Origin of the sequence: Janthinobacterium sp. JC611 (assembly GCF_018682595.1) — a bacterium.
Classification (GTDB): Bacteria; Pseudomonadota; Gammaproteobacteria; order Burkholderiales; family Burkholderiaceae_D; genus Janthinobacterium.
Map to the genome: position 1 here is coordinate 63,229 of NZ_JAFLJN010000001.1, position 17,269 is coordinate 80,497.

A 17,269-nucleotide genomic window follows, 5' to 3' on the forward strand; every position below is an offset into this window, starting at 1 on the left:
ACCTTGTCCGCACGCGCATTCCCCCATTCCAGCCTGTCCATTCTTACGCCTGCCACCATGCTCGCCTGACGCGGCCATGCAGTTCCACCTCCAGGTGCAGGGCCCGGCGGGCAGCCAGGCGCTGGCCATCGACGCCGCCAGCGAGGCCGAGGCGATCCGCGCGGCCGTGCGCGGCGGCTGGCGCGTGCTGGCCGTCGACGCTGGCGCCGCGCAGGAGGCGGGCGCCGCGCCGCGCCCGGGCAAGCAGGGCCTGCCCCTGCTGCAATTCAGCCAGGAGCTGCTGGCCCTGCTCGAGGCGGGCCTGAACCTGGGCGAGGCCATGGCCACCCTGCACAACAAGGAAACGCGCCCGGGCGCCAAGGCCACCTTGGCCGCCATCGTGCTCACCCTGCAGCAAGGACAGAGCTTTTCCGACACCCTGGCCGGTTTCCCCGACATCTTCCCCGACATTTACATCGCCACCGTGCATGCGGCCGAACGCTCGGGCAACCTGCCCGAGGCGCTGGCGCGCTTCGTCGGCTACCAGCTGCAATTCGACGCCATCCGCAAAAAACTCATTTCCGCCGCCATCTACCCGTGCATGCTGCTCGTCGTCGGCGGCCTGGTGACGCTGTTCCTGCTCGGCTACGTGGTGCCGAAGTTCAGCGTCGTCTACGAAAGCTCGGGCCGCGAGATTCCCTGGATGTCGCAAATGCTGCTCGGCTTTGGCCAGACCCTGGCGGCACATCCGCTGCTGTGCGCCACGGCGCTGGCCGCCGCCGTCGGCGCCGTGCTCTTCGGCGCCGCCAACGCCGGCGCGCGCCAGGCCCTGGTCTTGCGCCTCTTGCGCCTGCCCGTGCTGGCCGGGAAGGCGGCGGAATTCCGCCTGGCCCGCTTCTACCGGGCTCTCAGCCTGCTGCTGCATGCCGGCATCCCGCTGCACAAGGCGCTGGCCATGGTGGCGCCCATGCTGCTGCCGGCGCAGCAGGAGCAGCTGGCGCAGGCGCGCCGCGCGGTGCAGGAGGGCATGCCGTTTTCCACCGCGCTGGAACAGGCCGGCATGGCCACGCCGGTGGCGCAATCGCTGCTGAAGGTGGGCGAGAACACGGGCCGCCTGGGCGACATGCTGGAACGCTCGGCCAAGTTCCACGACGAGGAATTCGCCCGCTGGGTGGACTGGGCGTCGCGCCTGCTCGAGCCGCTCCTGATGACCATCATCGGCGTCGTCATCGGCGGCGTGGTGGTGCTGATGTACATGCCGATCTTTGAACTGGCCGGGAGCTTATCTTGAAGTTCATGTCATGAACGCGCGCGACGAAGAACGCACCGTCCTCGATGCGGCCATGCTGCGCCGGGCCCACGCCAGCGCGCTGGAACAGGGCCGTCCGCAGATGGCCGTGCTGCAGGAAACGGCGGCCCTGCCGCCCGAAGTCTTTTTGCGTCAGCTGGCCGCCCTGTTCCGCTATCCGGCCTGGACGATGGCCGAGCTGCAGGCCGCCTTGCCCGCCTTTGCGCTGCTGCCCTACACGGATTGCGCCCAGCGCGACTGCGTGCTGCTGCAGCCGGATACTCCTGGCGCGCCGCCCGTGCTCGTCGTCGGCAACCCGTTTGCCGAAGACTTGCTGCAATGGGCCGACTTCGCCCTCTCCACACGCTTCACGGTGGCGCTGGCGCACCCGGACGACCTGGCCGCCTATCTGCTGCAGCAGGAAAGCGTGCAGCAGGCGATGCAGGAAATGCAGCATGGCGATGACGACAGCGACGTAGCGGGACTCGACCAGAGCATCGAGGACATTTCGCTGATCCGCATCAGCGAAGACAGCAGCCCGGTGGTCAAACTGGTGAACTCCACCATCTACGACGCCCTGAAATTCCAGGCCAGCGACATCCACCTCGAATGCGACGTGGCCAGCCTGGTCATCAAATACCGCGTCGACGGCGTGCTGGTGCAGGCGGGCCAGGTGCAGGGGCTGGCGATGGCGGAACAGATCATCTCGCGCATCAAGGTGATGGCCGACCTCGATATCGCCGAGCGCCGCATCCCGCAGGACGGCCGCTTCAAGGTGCGCGTGAAAGGGGCGGAGATCGATTTCCGCGTCTCCATCATGCCGAATATCTTTGGCGAGGACGCCGTACTGCGCCTGCTGGACCGGCGCGCGCTGACGGAGGCGGCGCAGGCGCTGCGCCTGGAAAGCCTGGGCCTGAACGAGGACGCCATCGAACAGATCCGCCGCCTGGCCGCCAAGCCGCACGGCATGCTGCTGGTGACGGGCCCCACCGGTTCCGGCAAGACCACCACCCTGTACGCGGCCATCACGGAGATCAACACGGGACGCGACAAGATCGTCACCATCGAAGACCCCGTCGAGTACCGCCTGCCGCGCGTGCTGCAGATCCCCGTCAACGAAAAGAAGGGACTGACGTTCGCGCGCGGCCTGCGCTCCATCCTGCGCCACGATCCCGACAAGATCATGATCGGCGAAATCCGCGACGATGAAACGGCGCAGATCGCCGTGCAGGCGGCGCTCACGGGCCACCTGGTGTTTACCACCGTGCACGCGAACAACGTCTTCGACGTCGTCGGCCGCTTCCTGCACATGGGCGTCGATGCCTACAGCTTTGCGGCCGCCCTGAACGGCATCGTGGCGCAGCGCCTGCTGCGCCTCAATTGCGCCCACTGCGCCGTCGACGCCAGCGCCGAGGTGCTGGCCGATGCGCAGCAGCTGCGCGACAGCGGCCTGGCCCTGCACCAGGTGCAGGACTGGCAATTCATGGCCGGCAAGGGCTGCGGCCATTGCCGCGGCACCGGCTACAAGGGCCGCAAGGCCGTCGCCGAGGTGCTGATGCTCAGCGACGCCATGCGCGAGATGATCTGCACGCGCGCGCCCCTGAGCCAGATGAAGGAAGAAGCGGCGCGCAACGGTTTTCGCCTGGCGCGCGAAGCGGGCCTGGACCTGGTGCGGCGCGGCGAAACCACTTTAGCGGAGCTCAATCGTGTCACTTATTGAACGCGTCAGCCGCGCCACCCTGTGCCTGCACCTGGCGCCGCACGGATTGGACGGCGTGCTGCGCCGCAGCGGCCGTCCCGTGGCCGACAGCGCCTTCCACCTGCCGATCAACAATCCCGACGGCAGCTGGGACGTGGCGCTGGCCAGCTTGCGCGGCTGGCTCGAACAGGATCGCGGCAAAAAACTGCCGCTGGCCGTCAGCCTGGCCAGCCGCTGGTGCGCCATGCTGATGGTGCCGTGGAGCGGCGCCCTGCTCGAGCGGAACAGCGCACAGCGCTTCCTGCATAGCCAGTTCGCCGCCGTGTATGGCGATGGTGCGCGCGCCTGGCGCCTGGCTGCCGACGATGCGCCGTATGGCAGGCCGCGCCTGGCCTGCGGCATCGATGCGGCCCTGCTGCAAGGCGTGCAGCAGGCGGCGGCCGCGCAGGGCCGGCGCATCCTGTCCATCGAACCCATAGTCGGGCCGGCCTGGCGCAGCATCGCCGGTGGCAAGCCTGCCGCCTTCGCCCTGGTGGAAGCGGGCCGGCTGCTGCTGGCAACGACGAGCGGCGGGCGCATTTCGGCCCTGCACAGCCAGTCCTGCGGCGCCGCCTGGGGCGACGAACTGGATCGGGCGTGGCGGCGCTGGAACTTGCGCGCGCCGCAGCTCGACGCCATCGAACACGTGGCGCTGCTCGACTTGAGCGGCGTGTCGCAGGAGGACCTGCCCGGACGCTTCCAGCCCCTTCCTGTGGCCGGCGCCGCCCACCTGATGCGGGAGGCCGCATGGGCCTGAGCCGCATCGACTTCGTGACTCCCGGCGCGGCGCAAACCTTCAAGGGCTGGCGCCTCGCCCTGTGCCTGGCGGGCGGTTCGATGCTGCTGCCGGCCGCCGGGTACTGGCTGGTGCAGGCGCAGGAAACGCGGCGCCTGGAAGCGCAACTGGCGCAACTGCAGCCCGCGCGCCCCGTGCGCGCCCCCCTTTCGGCAAGCCAGCAGCGCGAACGCGACCTCGAACTGAAACAGGTGGCCGCCGCCGTGCGCCAGCTTAACTTGCCCGTCACCCGCCTGGTCAGGACGGTGCAACCGCCGCGCGACGTGCGCATCGCCTTGCTGGGGCTGGACCTGAATGCGCAGCAGGGACAGGATGGCGCCAGCGTCCTGAAGATCGCCGCCGAAGCGGAAACGCCGCAGGACATGCTCAACTACCTGGCCTTCCTGAACCAGCAGCCCATGTTCGGCTCCGTGTATCTGCTCAAGCACGAGATGAACGCCAACGCGCCCGAACACCCGTACCGTTTTCAGCTGGAGGCGCAATGGCGGCAATAAAACCCGTGTTCAAAGCCGGTGCGCCCGTAGCCCATCCACGCCTGCAGCTGCGCATGCCGCCGCGCCTGCGGTGGGAAGCGCAACGGCTATGGCGTACCCTGGGCTGGCCTTGCGCCATCGGTGCGGCCTGCCTGGCGCTGGCAGCCATCGCCCTGCGGCAGGGCGATGCGCTGGCCGCACGCCAGCAGCAACTGGCGGCGCAACTGGCCGCCGCGGCCAGACAGTCGGCGCTGCCGCCGGCCCCCATCACCCTCGATGCCGATGCCGACGCCCTGGCCTCCTTTCACGCCTACCTGCCCGCGCACGACAGCATTCCCGACCAGTTGAAGGCATTGCTGGAAGTGGCGCAAAAGAGCGGCGTCACCCTGGCCAGGGCCGACTACAAACCGCAGGAAGACGGCAACACGGCCTTTTTGCGCTACCAGATCACCCTGCCCGTGAAGGCCGAATACGCGCAGCTGCAAGCCTTTATCGTCGACGCCCTGCAGGCGCTGCCCACCCTGACGCTCGACTCCGTGCTCTTCAAGCGCGAACAGATCGAGGCGGGCGAGATCGACGCGCGCATCCAGTTCATCCTGCTGGTGAAGAAGGCCGAGGTGCGCCGATGAAAAAAGCCGTACTGGGAGGCGCCGCCGCGGCGACCTTGCTGGCCGCCTTCTTCGCCCCCGAGGACGAAGGCAGCATCGTAGGGCCGGCCACGGCCACCACGCGCCAGGTGGAGCGGGTGGCGGTCGCGCCCCTCGCTGCAGTCACTGCCGCTGCGCCAGCCCATCGCGCGCTGGCCATCGAACCGCGCCGGGGAATCGACGACGAGGAAGCGGCCACCCTGTTCGCCAAGCAAAGCTGGCAGCCGGAGACGCCGAAAAAGATCATGCTCGACCAGCAGGCGGCCCAGGCCACCCGCACCGTCGCCGTCGTCGATGCGAACGCGCCGCCACCGCTGCCGTTTCAATTCCTCGGCCGTTTCGTCGACGAAGGCAAGGCGGCCTACTTCCTGCAGGCGGGCGAACGCAACGTGGTGGCGCGGCCCGGCGACACGCTCGAAGAACGCTACCGCTTCGACGGCGTGGTGCAGGGCGCCCTGCAATTTACCTATCTGCCGCTCAACCTGAAACAGACACTCGCCGTAGGGGATCTCAATTGAAACGACGCGCCGCACGTATGTCACGCACTGTCATCGCCCTGCTGCCCATGCTGTCCCTGCTGGCCGCCTGCGCCGGCAACCAGGCCTACAACGATGGCCAGGCCTTGCTGGGCGCCGGCCGCACGGAACAGGGCCTGGCCCTGCTGGAACAGGCGGCGCAAGCCGAGCCGACCAACGCCAAGTATCGCATCGCCGTCACCAATGGCAGGATGCGCGCGCTGAACAAGCTGAATGGCGCTGCGGAAGCGCTGCGCCAGCAAGGCAAGCTGCCCGAAGCGCAAGCGCTGTACCGGCAGGCGCTGGCCATCGATGCCAGCGACGACGTGGCGCAGCGGGGCCTGGCCGGCGTGGCGCAGGATGAGCGCCACCGCAAGCTGATGCAGGAAGCGCAGGCCAGCTACCAGCGCGGCGGCGAAGCGAACGTGGCGCAGGCGCAGGAAACCTTGCGCCAGGTGCTGCAGGAGCGCCCCGCGCAGCGCGAGGCGCTGGCCCTGAAAAGCCGCATCGGCGACGCGCAGGCCAGCGCCCGGCCGGCCGGCGGCAAGCTGGCCGCCGCCTACCGCAAACCCGTCACCCTGGAGTTCCGCGACGCGCCGCTGCGCTCCGTGTTCGACTTCATCAGCAAGGTGTCGGGCCTGAACTTCGTCTTCGACAAGGAAGTCGATCCGGCCCTGCGCGCCACCATTTCCGTGCGCGACACCAGCATCGAAGAGGCGATCGCCATGCTGCTGGGCGCCAACCAGCTCGAGCAAAGCGTCACCAGCGACAAATCGATCACCATCTACCCGAACACGCCGCAAAAGGTGAAGGATTACCAGCAGCTCGTGGTGCGCACCTTCTTCCTCGCCAATGCGGACGTCAAGACGGTGGCGTTTTCCATCAAGACCCTGCTCAAGGCCAAGGACGTCGTCACCGACGAGCGCCTGGGCATCATCATGCTGCGCGATACGCCGGAAATGGTGCGCATGGCCGAGCGCATCATCAACGTGCAGGACCTGGCCGACCCGGAAGTGATGCTGGAAGTCGAGGTGCTGGAAGTCAAGCGCACGCGCCTGATGGAACTGGGCATCCGCTGGCCCGACCAGGCCAGCCTGACCCTGGCCGGCGGCGCCGCCAATGGCCTGGGCGGCCTGAAGGTGGCCGACCTGCGCCGCATCAATGGCGACAACATCAACCTGGGCATCGGCGGCGTCACCCTGAACGCCAACAAGACCGACAGCGACAGCAATATCCTCGCCAACCCGCGCATCCGCGTGCGCAACAAGGAAAAGGCCAAGATACTGATCGGCGACCGCGTGCCGGTGATTACCGTCACGACGAACAACGGCGTCAGCTCCGACAGCGTCAACTACATCGACGTGGGCCTGAAGCTCGACGTCGAACCGAACGTCTACCTGGACGACGAGGTGGCCATCAAGGTCAACCTGGAAGTGTCGAACGTGGTCAAGGAAGTGATCAGCAAGACGGGCACGCAGGCATACCAGATCGGCACGCGCAGCGCCTCCACCGTGCTGCGATTGAAAGATGGCGAGACGCAGGTGCTGGCGGGCCTGATCAGCGACGAGGACAGGGGCACGGCCAACAAGGTACCCGGCGTGGGCGAACTGCCCGTGCTGAACCGCCTGTTCGGCAGCCAGAAGGACGACGCCATGCGCAGCGAAATCGTGCTGTCGATCACGCCGCGCCTGCTGCGCAGCATCCGCCGCCCGGATCTGATGACGGCCGAATTCAATTCCGGCACCGAGGCGTCCGTGGGCGGCCGCGCCAGCGTCGGCGGCAGCCCTGAGGCCATCGCCGCGCCCGAGCAAGCCGCGCCGCGCAGCGGCTCGCCCATGACGGGCGGCGACGAGGCGCCGGCGGCCGGCGACAAGTCCGGCAAAGGTGGCCAATGAAGCGACAAGGCTTTACCTTCATCGAACTGATGATCACCCTGGCCATCATGGCGACCCTGGCCACGGTGGCCGTGCCGATGGCGCAGGTGGCCTTGCAACGGGCGAAGGAACAGCAATTGCGCAGCGCCCTGATCGAAATGCGCGAAGCGATCGACGCCTACAAGCGGGCCTCGGACAATGGCCGCATCAAGCTGTCGCTGGGCGTATCCGGCTATCCGAAGAAGCTCGAGGAACTGGTCGAGGGCGTGCCCGACCAGCGCAGCCCCTCGAAGCAGAACATCTATTTCTTGCGCCGCCTGCCGCGCGACCCGTTCCAGCCCAGGGAAGAAGGCAGCGCGGCCGACAGCTGGAGCAAGCGCGCCTACGCTTCGCCGCCCGACAATCCCAGCGAAGGCGAAGACGTGTTCGACGTCGCCTCGCGCTCGACCAAGGCGGGCCTGAACGGCGTGCCGCTCAATCAATGGTGATCGCCATGCAGAGAACTGGCCCGCGGCGCGGCTTTACCCTGGTCGAACTGCTGGTGGTGCTGGCCATCATCTCGCTACTGCTGACGATCGCCATTCCCCGCTATTTCGGTTCCGTGGAAAAGTCGAAGGAAGTCGCCCTGAAGGAAAACCTGCAGGTGCTCAGGAGCGGCCTGGATAAATACTATGCCGACAAGGGGGAGTATCCGGCCGCGCTGGCCGACCTGGTCACCCACCACTACTTCCGCAGCGTGCCGCTGGATCCCGTCACGGAGTCGTCCGCCACCTGGCAGCTGATCCCTTCGCCCAATGGCGAAATTAGCGGCGTGGCCGACGTGCGCAGCGGCGCCAAGGGCAAGACGCGCGAGGGCATCCCGTTTGAGCAGCTCTGATTTTCAACGCCGCGCGCGGGGTTTCGCGTATATCTGGACCCTGATGCTGGTGGCCTTCATGGGCGTGGGCCTGGTGCTGGCCAGCGAGCTGCTTGCCACGGCCGCGCGGCGCGAAAAAGAGCGCGAGCTGCTGTTCATCGGCCATGAATTCCGCAATGCCCTGGGCCGCTACTACGACAGCACGCCGGGCGACGGGCGGCCCCGCTATCCCCTGACCTTGCAGGAACTGCTGCGCGACCCGCGCTTTGCCAACGCCCGGCGGCACTTGCGCCGCCTGTATGCGGACCCCGTCACGGGCAAGGCGCAGTGGGGCCTGCTGCGGCAGGAAGGACGCATCGTCGGCATCCACTCGCTGTCGCCGCAGCTCCCCATCAAGCAGGATAATTTTCTCGACGAAGACGCCAGCCTGCGCCGCAAGCAGCGCTACGCGGACTGGCACTTCACCTACCCGCACGACCTGGTGCTGGCCCCGCCCGATGCCGCCGGCGGCGCGCCCGGGCTCAAGCCGAAAGGCGCGAACTGATATCATGCCGGCATTCCATATTCAGCATCGAGCAAAGGAGCAGGCATGAGCATAGGTGGCACTTCCATCGAACAGGCATTGGCATCGCTGTCGGACATGACGGGCGGCATGGCCGCCATCGGCAAGGACGAACATGCGCAACGCATCGCCAAGGCGCAGGCGTTCATGCGCGAGCAAGGCATCGCCGCCATCTACCTGAACGCGGGCGCCAACCTCACCTATTTCACGGGCACCAAATGGTATGCCAGCGAACGCATGGTGGGCGCCATCCTGCCGGCCAGCGGCGACATCGAATACATCGCGCCCGCTTTCGAGGAAAGCACCCTGCAAGGCTTCATGCTCGTCGAAGGCCGCGTCAATTGCTGGGAAGAGCATGAGAGCCCGTACCAGCTGTTCGTCGACGTGCTGGCGCGCATGGGCGTGGCGCAGGACGCGCATCAGCCGCCGCGCGTGGGCATCTGCGAAAGCGCCTCCTTCTTCATCTACGACGGCATCCGGCCGCTGGCCGCCGGCTACGCGCTGGAAAATGCGCGCGCCGTCACCGCGTACTGCCGCAGCAGAAAATCAAAGGCGGAAATCGCCCTGATGCAGCGCGTGATGGACATGACCCTGGCCGTGCATGTGGCCACGGCCAGTATGCTGTATGAAGGCATCACGACGGTGGAAGTGGAGGAATTCATCCAGCGCGCGCACCGCAAGGTGGGCGCGCCCCGCTCGTATTTTTGCATCGTGCTGTTCGGCGAAGCGACGGCCTACCCGCATGGCGTCAATTACGTGCAAACCCTGAAGGCGGGCGACATGGTGCTGATCGACACGGGTTGCCAGGTGATGAACTATATCTCCGACATCACGCGCACCTATGTGTTTGGCGCCATCAGCGAACGCCAGCGCAGCGTGTGGAACAGCGAAAAGGCCGCGCAGGCAGCCGCCTTCGCCGCCGCGCGGCTGGGCGTGCCCTGCGGCGACGTGGACCGCGCCGCGCGCGTATCCCTGGAAGCGGACGGCTACGGCCCCGGCTACAAGCTGCCCGGCCTGCCGCACCGCACGGGCCACGGCATCGGCCTCGATATCCACGAATGGCCTTACCTGGTGGGCAACGACACGACGCCGCTGGACGTGGGCATGTGCTTCTCGAACGAGCCGATGATCTGCATCCCCGGCGAATTCGGCATCCGCCACGAAGACCATTTCTACATGACGCAAGACGGTCCGCGCTGGTTTACACAGCCGGCGCACAGCATCGACGATCCGTTCGGGCTGCAGGCCTAAGCCGCTTTCGCCAACGCCAGCCGCCGTGCCGCCGGCACGGCGGCAACAGGCGCCGGACTGCCCTGCGCCAGCTTGAATACGGCCAGCGCCGTGCCCAGCTGCACCGCCTGTTCCTGCAGCGATTCGGCCGCCGCCGACGCTTCTTCCACCAGCGCCGAGTTTTGCTGCGTCATTTGATCCATGCTGCCGATGGCCACGCCGATGTCGCCGATGCCGGCGCTTTGCGCCTGGCTGGCGGCGCTGATCTCGGCCATGATATCGGCCACCTTTTTCACGGAATCGACGATCTGGCCCATGGTCAGCCCCGCCTCGTCGACCAGCTTCGACCCCACGTTGACCCTGGCCACCGAATCGCCGATCAATTGCTTGATTTCGCGCGCCGCTGCCGCGCTGCGCTGCGCCAGGTTGCGCACTTCGGCGGCCACCACGGCAAAGCCGCGCCCCTGTTCTCCCGCGCGCGCCGCTTCCACGGCCGCATTCAAGGCCAGGATGTTCGTCTGGAAGGCGATGCCGTCGATGACGCCGATGATGTCGACGATGCGTCTGGACGAATCGTTGATCTCGCCCATGGTGGTGACCACCCGGCTGACCACTTGCCCGCCCTTCACGGCAACCGACGATGCCGACAGCACCAGCTCGTGCGCCTGGCCCGCATTGGCGGCGTTGTCGCGCACGGTGGAGGTCAGGCTATCCATGCTGCGCGCCGTCAGGTCCAGGCTGCCCGCCTGCGATTCCGTGCGCGCGGCCAGGTCCGCATTGCCCTGGGCGATTTCCGCGCTGGCCACCTGGATGGTCTCGGCAGAAGCCTTGATGCCGGCCACCATGCTGGCCAGCCTGCCACGCATGTCCTTCAGCGCCGCCAGCAGGCTGGCCTGGTCGCCCGCCTCGGTGGCGATCTGCATGGAGAGGTCGCCATCGGCCACGGCGCGCGCGATCTGGCGCGCATATTCGGGTTCGCCGCCCAGTTGCTGCCAGATGGCGCGCACGACGAAGTGCGACACGGCCACCAGGCAGACGATGATGACCAGCGCCACGGCGATGCTGGTATTGAGCGCATTGCGCACATTGGCCGCGCTGCGTTCGATGCCCTGCCTGAATTGCGTCTGCGCCTGCTCATTCGTCTTTGCCAGGTCCGTGTTGAGCACCGCCAGCGCGCCCTGCATGCGCGCCACGGTCGCTTGCGGGTCGCCCTCTTCCATTTCCAGCATGATGCGCGCCGCGCTCAGGGCCGGCGCATAGTAGGCGTCGAATTCCCTGGCCAGGCGCGCGCCCTGCCCGCGCTGGCCGGGAATGGCCGCGAAGGCGGCCAGTTTTTCGCGCAGCTTGGCGGCCTGGCCATCGACCTGGCCGATACGCTCCTTGTCGCCTTCGCTGACGGCATCGCGCAAGGCGTCGCCGACGCCGGCCACGTCCAGGGTCAGCGATTTGGCCATGTCGAGCGCGGGATAGTCGGCGCCTTCCGTGGCGTGGATGGAATTGAGCGCGGCCGTCGACAGATAGGCGCTGACGGCCAGGCCGAGTGCGAAAATCACGGCCGAGACGACGGGCAGCGCCCATATCTTGCGTTTGATGCTCATTGCTGTCTCCTGATGGTATGTGTATCGGGCCGCAGCATGGCACGCGGCCCGAGCCGGCTTTATGGCGCCGTCAGCACCACTTTGACGGTGCCGTCGACGGCACTCTTTTCGATGTAGCCGATGGCTTTCGGATCGGCCGCCACGGCCTTCTTCACGTCGGCGCTATTGGCCACTTCCTTCGGCAAGGTCGCCTTGCCCGTGAAGACCAGCTTGGACCACAGGGCCTTGGCCTGCGACGGCTCCTTGTCCGTCACCTTCTTGTAGAACTCGGCACGCACGGGAGCGCTTTCCGGCTGGTCGATCGGCGTCATGGCCGTCGATTTTCCGAGGAAGAATTGCGCCACCTGTTCGTTCGTCATGGCGCCGGCGGCGCTCTTCGGACTGACCACCACGACCACTTCGGCCATGGCGGGAACGGCGCTCGACAGCGCCAGCAAGGCAGCCACATTCAAGATCAATGGTTTCATGCGGCGCTCCTCAGAAAACGAAATCGATGGCGGCGGCGGCCACCGTGACGGGACCATGGAAGCCTGGCTTGGCTTGCACGAACAGGCCCGGGCCATTCTTCGGCTTGATGCGGTCGATCTGCAGTTTCAGCGCGGCCGAACGGTGGAAGTCCCAGCGCACGCCGATGCTGTCCGTCGATTGTTCCAGCTGGTTGCGCATGCTGGCCAGGGTGTCGACGCCGGCCGACAGCGCGCGCAGGGTCGGCGTGCAGGCCGCCGGATAGCCGGCAGGGCAGGCAGCCGGCACGGTGTTGTTCACGCGGCCATCGGCCTTCAGGCTGGCATGGCTGTAGTAGGGCAGGAAGGCGCCGACGCGGTAGCCGCCCATCACGTACCACGAGGTACTGTCGCTGACATAGCTGTCCGTCTTGCGCTTCGCATATTCGGACTGCAGCAGCACCTTGTTCCAGTCCAGGGCCAGGCCCACGGACGTGAACGACGCTTTCTTGTCCCTGACTTCCAGCGCATCGGCCAGGGCGCCCAGCTGGGCGATCCGGTAGCCGCTGCCGGCCGCGCGCAAGCTGCCCATCAAGGTATTCAGGCTGGGCGAATCGTCGATCGTCAGCCTGGTCTCGGCACGGCCGAAGCGCACGGTGACGGGACCATGTTCGGCCACCACGTTGAGGGCGACGATGGACTTGCCTTCCACATGCACGGTCGAAGCGGGACCCGTGGCCAGGGCGGCCTTGGTGCGGCCCAGCGCCAGTTGCGCGGTGATGCTGGTGTCGCCCGCGCTGAACTGGTAAGCGCCGTCGATGCCGTCGATGCTGTTCAGGGGCACCTGCGAGTACATCTCGCCGGGCGGGCGCAGCATGGTGTTGGCATAGCCCACGTTGCGGTAATCGGAAATCATGAAAACGGGCAGGCCCATGCGGCCGATGCGCACGCTGAAGCTGTCCGACACCTTGGCCTTGGCGAAGGCCCAGGCCAGCTCCGCGCCGAAATCATCCTCGCCATCCTTGCGCGCCAGTCCCTGCACGGTGGCCGACAGCCATGGGTTGACGGTGACATTGGCTTGCAGTCCCAGGTTGGAATCGACACCCGTGCGTGCGGTGCGGCCGGCGCCGGCGGCCTGGTTCGGACGCGCGAACTGCGCGTTGTCGGTATCGGCCATGGTCAGGGCGGCCGTGCCGTAACCGCTGATCTTGACCGCAGGGCCATCGACCTCTTCGGCATAAGCGTGGCTGATGGCCAGGGGCATGGCCAGAAGGAAAATCAGGACGTGTTTATTCATAGTAATTAAATACCCGTAGCGGTGAACGTGGAGTGGGCTCGAGGTCGTTGGCTCACCGGCCGTAAAAGACCGGGTCCGTTTTTTTCGCGCCGCCAGCGCGGCGTGGAGCGCGCCTGGCGGCGTGACCAGTGAGTAAAACCATGCTACAGAGAAAAGGTTTTACTTTGGAAAGTTTTCTTGAGGTAAGGCGCGATTTCGCCGATTTTGAAGGAAAAAGCACGCATTCTAGAGGGGTTTATCTAAATAGCACGCCGCGCAAAACCACACTTGAGCGATATTTTTCATGCATTTGTGGAGAATTCAGCGGGCAGGAAGCGCTGGCGCCCTGCCTGGCGCGCCAGTGCGATCCTTATCGCGTCAAGTGCGCGCCGACGGCGCCGGCAAGGCGCCGAACAACCCCTCGAGCGACAGGCCGATGGCCAGCAGCCGGCTGTCGCTGCCCAGCGGCCCGTCGATCTCCATCCCCACCGGCAAACCGGCAGCCGTGATCCCCGCCGGCAGCGACAAGCCGGGAATGCCCGCGTTGCTGGCCGGGTCCGTATTGCGGATCAGGGTGGTGAACGCGTCGCCGGCCGCGCCGCCGGCCACCGCGATCGTCGACGAGCCATGCACGCCGTCGATGGGCACGGCGCACACGGGCGTGGTGGGGAAAAAGATCGCATCCAGCCGGTGCCGCGCGAAATAGTCGCGGTACAGCGCCTGCAGGCGGGGCCGCTGCACCTGCAAGGCGTCGGGATACGCGGCGCCAAACGCATCGGCGGTGATGGCGCCAAACGCATGCCGCACGTCGGGGCTGGCCACCTGCGCGGCGATATCGTCCAGCGTGAGCGGCGCGCCGCTGGCGGCCAGGTAGGCGGGAATCGCCTGGCGCGGCTCGTGCAACGCCAGCGGGAACGATACCTTGCCGTTCACTTCCATCACGTCTTGCATGCCGATATCGACCAGCACGACGCCCGCCTGCGCCAGGGTCTCGCGGGCCTGCGCCATCACGGCCGCCACATCGGCATCCAGCGGCTGCCAGAAAGCGGCGGGCACGCCGAAACGCAAGCCCGCCAGCGGTTCCGGCGATGGCGACATCCGGCCGGACAGCACGCTGTCGAGCAGGGCCAGGTCGGCCACCGTGCGCGCCATCGGCCCCAGCGTATCGCGCGTGTGGCTGATGGGGACCGTGCCGCCGGAATCGTAGCGGCGCTCGGCGCCGCCATCGCCGACCGACGGACGCAAACCCGCGATACCGCACAGGGCGGCCGGCACGCGCGCGGAGCCGCCCGTATCCGTGCCCAGGCCGGCCGGCGCGATGCGCGCGGCGATGGCTGCCGCCGTGCCGCCGGAAGAACCACCCGGAATGCGCGCGCCGTCATACGGATTCTTGACATGCCCCGCGAAGCTGGAAAAATTCGTGCTAGTGGCGCCAAACGCCAGCTCATGCATGTTGGCCTTGCCCAGCACAATGGCGCCCGCGTCCAGCAGCCGCTGCACACCGGGTGCATTCGCGGCTGGATACCAATCGCGCAAGGCCGGCGTGCCGGCCGTCGTCGGCATGCCGCGCGTATCGATATTGTCCTTCACAACGATGGGCAAGCCCGCCAGCGGCGGCAAGGGCTGGCCCGCCGAGCGCGCCGCATCGACACGCGCGGCGGCGGCCAGCGCGGCATCCGCATTGAGCGCGATCAGGCTGTTCAAGCCGGCCTGCGCGCGCGCCTGCGCCAGCAGGGTGGTCATGTAATCGGCCGCACCCAGGCTGCCGTTGGCGATGGCCGCCACGGCATCGCTGGCGCTCAGGGCCAGTTGCGCCTGCACGGCGATGGAGGCTTGGTTCTCTTCCTTGCGCATTGCATCTCTCCAAAAAAAAGGCGCCGCCCACGCAAACATCGCAGGCGGCGCCGGTCATATCCGTCCTTCCAGGTTGCCTTACTCGCGCTTGGAAACGAGGGTCAGGATGTCGTAGCTGGCCACCAGTTCCTCGTTCTGGTTGGTCACCTGCACGTCCCATGCGACCACGCCCTGGCCCACGCCAAAGACGTCCTTGCGGTTGCGGTCGACCTTGCGCTTGCAGGTCAGGCGCGCGCGGATGGTGTCGCCGATGGCGACGGGGGCGACGAAGCGCAAATTATCCAGGCCGTAGTTGGCCAGCACGGGGCCGACGCCAGGCGAGACGAACAGGCCGGCGGCGGCCGACAGCACGAAGTAGCCATGGGCGATGCGCTTGCCGAACTGCGATTCCCTGGCCGCGATTTCGTCGAAGTGCATGTAGAAGAAGTCGCCCGAGATGCCGCCGAAGGCGACGATGTCCGCTTCGCTGACGGTGCGGCGGTGCGTGAGCAACGAGTCGCCCGTCTTCAAGTCTTCGAAGTGCTTGCGGAACGGGTGGATCGGGCTTTCATTGACGTCCGCGCCACGCACGTATTCGCCCGTGATGGCCGCCAGCATGGTCGGCGAACCTTGCACGGCCGCCCGTTGCAGGTAGTGGCGCACGGCGCGCACGCCGCCCAGTTCCTCGCCGCCGCCCGCGCGGCCAGGGCCGCCGTGCTTCAATTGCGGCAAGGGCGAACCATGACCGGTCGAATCGACGGAGGCCACGCGCTCGAGCACGTGCACGCGGCCATGCGTGGCCGCCACTTGCGGCACCACGCGCGCGGCGATCTTCGGATCGCGCGTCACCAGGGTGCTCACCAGGCTACCCTTGCCGCGCGCGGCCAGGGCCAGCGCTTCATCGATATCGTGGTAGCCCATCATGGTGCTGACGGGGCCGAACGCTTCCACGTCATGCACGGCGTCGTTGCCGAAAGCGTCGCGGCACAGCAGCAAGGTCGGCGAGAAGAAGCTGCCGTCCGTGGCCCCATCGCCCAGGGGATTGAAGCCATCGGCCGCGCCGAACACCACCTCGTTGCCCTGCGACAGGGTGGCGACTCGTTCGGCCACGTCGTTCTGCTGCTCTTTCGAGGCCAGCGCGCCCATGCGCACGCCTTCGATGGACGGGTCGCCCACCACCACCTTGGCCAGGCGTTCGCGCAGGCGCGTGCCGACGGCGTCCATCAGGTGTTCGGGCACGATGATGCGGCGAATGGCCGTGCACTTCTGGCCCGACTTGCCCGTCATTTCGCGCACGACTTCCTTGACGAACAGATCGAATTCCACGTCGTCTGGCGTGACGTCCGGCGCCAGGATGGCGCAGTTGAGCGAATCGGCTTCGCCGTTGAAGGGCACGGACTGGGCGATCAGGTTCGGATTCGTGCGCAGCTTGGCGGCAGTCGCGGCCGATCCCGTAAAGGTGACGAAGTCCTGGCCGTTCAGGCGGTCCAGCAAGTCGCCCGTGGAGCCGATCACCAGCTGCAGACTGCCGGCCGGCAGCAAGCCCGATTCATGCATCATGCGCACGACGGCCTGCGTCAAATAACTCGTCGCCGTGGCCGGCTTGGCGATGCAGGGCATGGCCGCCAGGAAGCTGGGCGCGAATTTTTCCAGCAAGCCCCAGATGGGGAAGTTGAAGGCGTTGATGTGCACGGCCAGGCCGCCGCGCGGCACCAGGATGTGCGTGCCGGCGAAACCGCCCTTCTTGCCCAGCGCGATGGCCGGGCCTTCGTGCAGCACGTTCGACGACGGCAGCTCGTTGCTGCCCATGCTGGCGTAGGCGAACAGGGTGCCCGTGCCGCCTTCGATGTCAACCCAGCTGTCGGCGCGCGTGGCGCCCGACAGGTGCGAGATCGCATACAGTTCTTCCTTGCGCTCGACCAGGTACAGGGCCAGCGCCTTCAGGCGCGCGGCGCGCTGCTGGAAGTCGAGCGCCATCAGGCCCGGCACGCCCGTCTTGCGCGCATACGTGACGGCTTCGTCGAAGTCGATCTTCTCCGCGTGCGTGTGATAGATGACACGGTTGTTCAGGGCACTGTGCAACGGCACGGCGGCGCTTTCGCCCAGCCAGCGGCCGGCGATCAGGCTTTGCAAGGTGGATATGTGAGCCATGTGGTTTACT

The 17,269-nt window shown here is 67.0% G+C and carries 16 protein-coding genes; 11 read left to right on the forward strand and 5 right to left on the reverse strand.

Annotation, left to right across the window (positions count from 1 at the left end):
• The first annotated feature begins 76 nt into the window (after window positions 1-76).
• Genes J0O65_RS00235 through J0O65_RS00285 form a run of 11 tightly spaced genes read left to right on the forward strand, consistent with a single transcriptional unit; the run spans window position 77 to window position 9,979 of the window.
• On the forward strand, window positions 77-1,270 hold the full coding sequence (locus J0O65_RS00235) for a type II secretion system F family protein (RefSeq protein WP_215402988.1): 1,194 nt from the start codon (window positions 77-79) through the stop codon (window positions 1,268-1,270).
• A 10-nt stretch (window positions 1,271-1,280) separates the two neighbouring features.
• On the forward strand, window positions 1,281-2,987 hold the full coding sequence (locus tag J0O65_RS00240; protein ID WP_215402989.1) for a GspE/PulE family protein: 1,707 nt from the start codon (window positions 1,281-1,283) through the stop codon (window positions 2,985-2,987).
• Window positions 2,974-3,762 (forward strand): hypothetical protein, encoded by a 789-nt coding sequence (locus J0O65_RS00245; RefSeq protein ID WP_215402990.1) that lies wholly within the window; start codon window positions 2,974-2,976, stop codon window positions 3,760-3,762. The genes J0O65_RS00240 and J0O65_RS00245 overlap by 14 nt, the downstream gene beginning before the upstream one ends.
• A complete protein-coding gene (locus J0O65_RS00250) occupies window positions 3,753-4,295 on the forward strand; it encodes a hypothetical protein (protein ID WP_215402991.1) in 543 nt (180 codons plus the stop codon). Before J0O65_RS00245 ends, J0O65_RS00250 begins: the two co-directional genes overlap by 10 nt.
• The gene (locus J0O65_RS00255) at window positions 4,283-4,903 is read left to right on the forward strand and encodes a type 4a pilus biogenesis protein PilO (RefSeq protein WP_215402992.1); all 621 of its coding nucleotides are present in this window, start codon (window positions 4,283-4,285) and stop codon (window positions 4,901-4,903) included. The genes J0O65_RS00250 and J0O65_RS00255 overlap by 13 nt, the downstream gene beginning before the upstream one ends.
• On the forward strand, window positions 4,900-5,439 hold the full coding sequence (locus J0O65_RS00260; protein ID WP_215402994.1) for a hypothetical protein: 540 nt from the start codon (window positions 4,900-4,902) through the stop codon (window positions 5,437-5,439). The genes J0O65_RS00255 and J0O65_RS00260 overlap by 4 nt, the downstream gene beginning before the upstream one ends.
• A gap of 17 nt (window positions 5,440-5,456) precedes the next feature.
• The gene (locus tag J0O65_RS00265) at window positions 5,457-7,331 is read left to right on the forward strand and encodes a secretin GspD/PilQ domain-containing protein (protein WP_215402996.1); all 1,875 of its coding nucleotides are present in this window, start codon (window positions 5,457-5,459) and stop codon (window positions 7,329-7,331) included.
• Entirely contained in the window at window positions 7,328-7,798 is a 471-nt protein-coding gene (locus J0O65_RS00270; protein ID WP_215402997.1) for a type II secretion system protein, read from the forward strand. The genes J0O65_RS00265 and J0O65_RS00270 overlap by 4 nt, the downstream gene beginning before the upstream one ends.
• 5 nt (window positions 7,799-7,803) lie before the next feature.
• Window positions 7,804-8,187, forward strand: coding sequence for a type IV pilin protein (locus tag J0O65_RS00275; RefSeq protein ID WP_215402999.1), 384 nt, complete (start codon window positions 7,804-7,806; stop codon window positions 8,185-8,187).
• The gene (locus J0O65_RS00280) at window positions 8,174-8,710 is read left to right on the forward strand and encodes a type II secretion system protein (RefSeq protein ID WP_251373202.1); all 537 of its coding nucleotides are present in this window, start codon (window positions 8,174-8,176) and stop codon (window positions 8,708-8,710) included. The genes J0O65_RS00275 and J0O65_RS00280 overlap by 14 nt, the downstream gene beginning before the upstream one ends.
• Window positions 8,711-8,755: 45 nt before the next feature.
• A complete protein-coding gene (locus tag J0O65_RS00285; protein WP_215403001.1) occupies window positions 8,756-9,979 on the forward strand; it encodes a M24 family metallopeptidase in 1,224 nt (407 codons plus the stop codon).
• Here the strand turns inward: J0O65_RS00285 and J0O65_RS00290 are convergent.
• The 5 genes from J0O65_RS00290 to paaZ all read right to left on the reverse strand — a co-directional run bounded on the left by J0O65_RS00290 (window position 9,976) and on the right by paaZ (window position 17,259).
• Window positions 9,976-11,556: a methyl-accepting chemotaxis protein gene (locus J0O65_RS00290; RefSeq protein WP_215403003.1), complete on the reverse strand. Its 1,581-nt coding sequence runs from the start codon at window positions 11,554-11,556 to the stop codon at window positions 9,976-9,978. The two genes, J0O65_RS00285 and J0O65_RS00290, sit on opposite strands and share 4 nt — an antisense overlap.
• A gap of 59 nt (window positions 11,557-11,615) precedes the next feature.
• Complete coding sequence (locus J0O65_RS00295; protein WP_215403005.1) at window positions 11,616-12,023, reverse strand: type 2 periplasmic-binding domain-containing protein; 408 nt, start codon at window positions 12,021-12,023, stop codon at window positions 11,616-11,618.
• A 10-nt stretch (window positions 12,024-12,033) separates the two neighbouring features.
• Complete coding sequence (locus tag J0O65_RS00300; RefSeq protein ID WP_215403007.1) at window positions 12,034-13,296, reverse strand: hypothetical protein; 1,263 nt, start codon at window positions 13,294-13,296, stop codon at window positions 12,034-12,036.
• Between the two features lie 357 nt (window positions 13,297-13,653).
• Window positions 13,654-15,129, reverse strand: a complete 1,476-nt coding sequence (gene iaaH / locus J0O65_RS00305; protein WP_215403009.1) for an indoleacetamide hydrolase — start codon at window positions 15,127-15,129, stop codon at window positions 13,654-13,656.
• Between the two features lie 78 nt (window positions 15,130-15,207).
• Window positions 15,208-17,259, reverse strand: a complete 2,052-nt coding sequence (gene paaZ / locus J0O65_RS00310; RefSeq protein ID WP_215403011.1) for a phenylacetic acid degradation bifunctional protein PaaZ — start codon at window positions 17,257-17,259, stop codon at window positions 15,208-15,210.
• Window positions 17,260-17,269 lie beyond the last annotated feature (10 nt).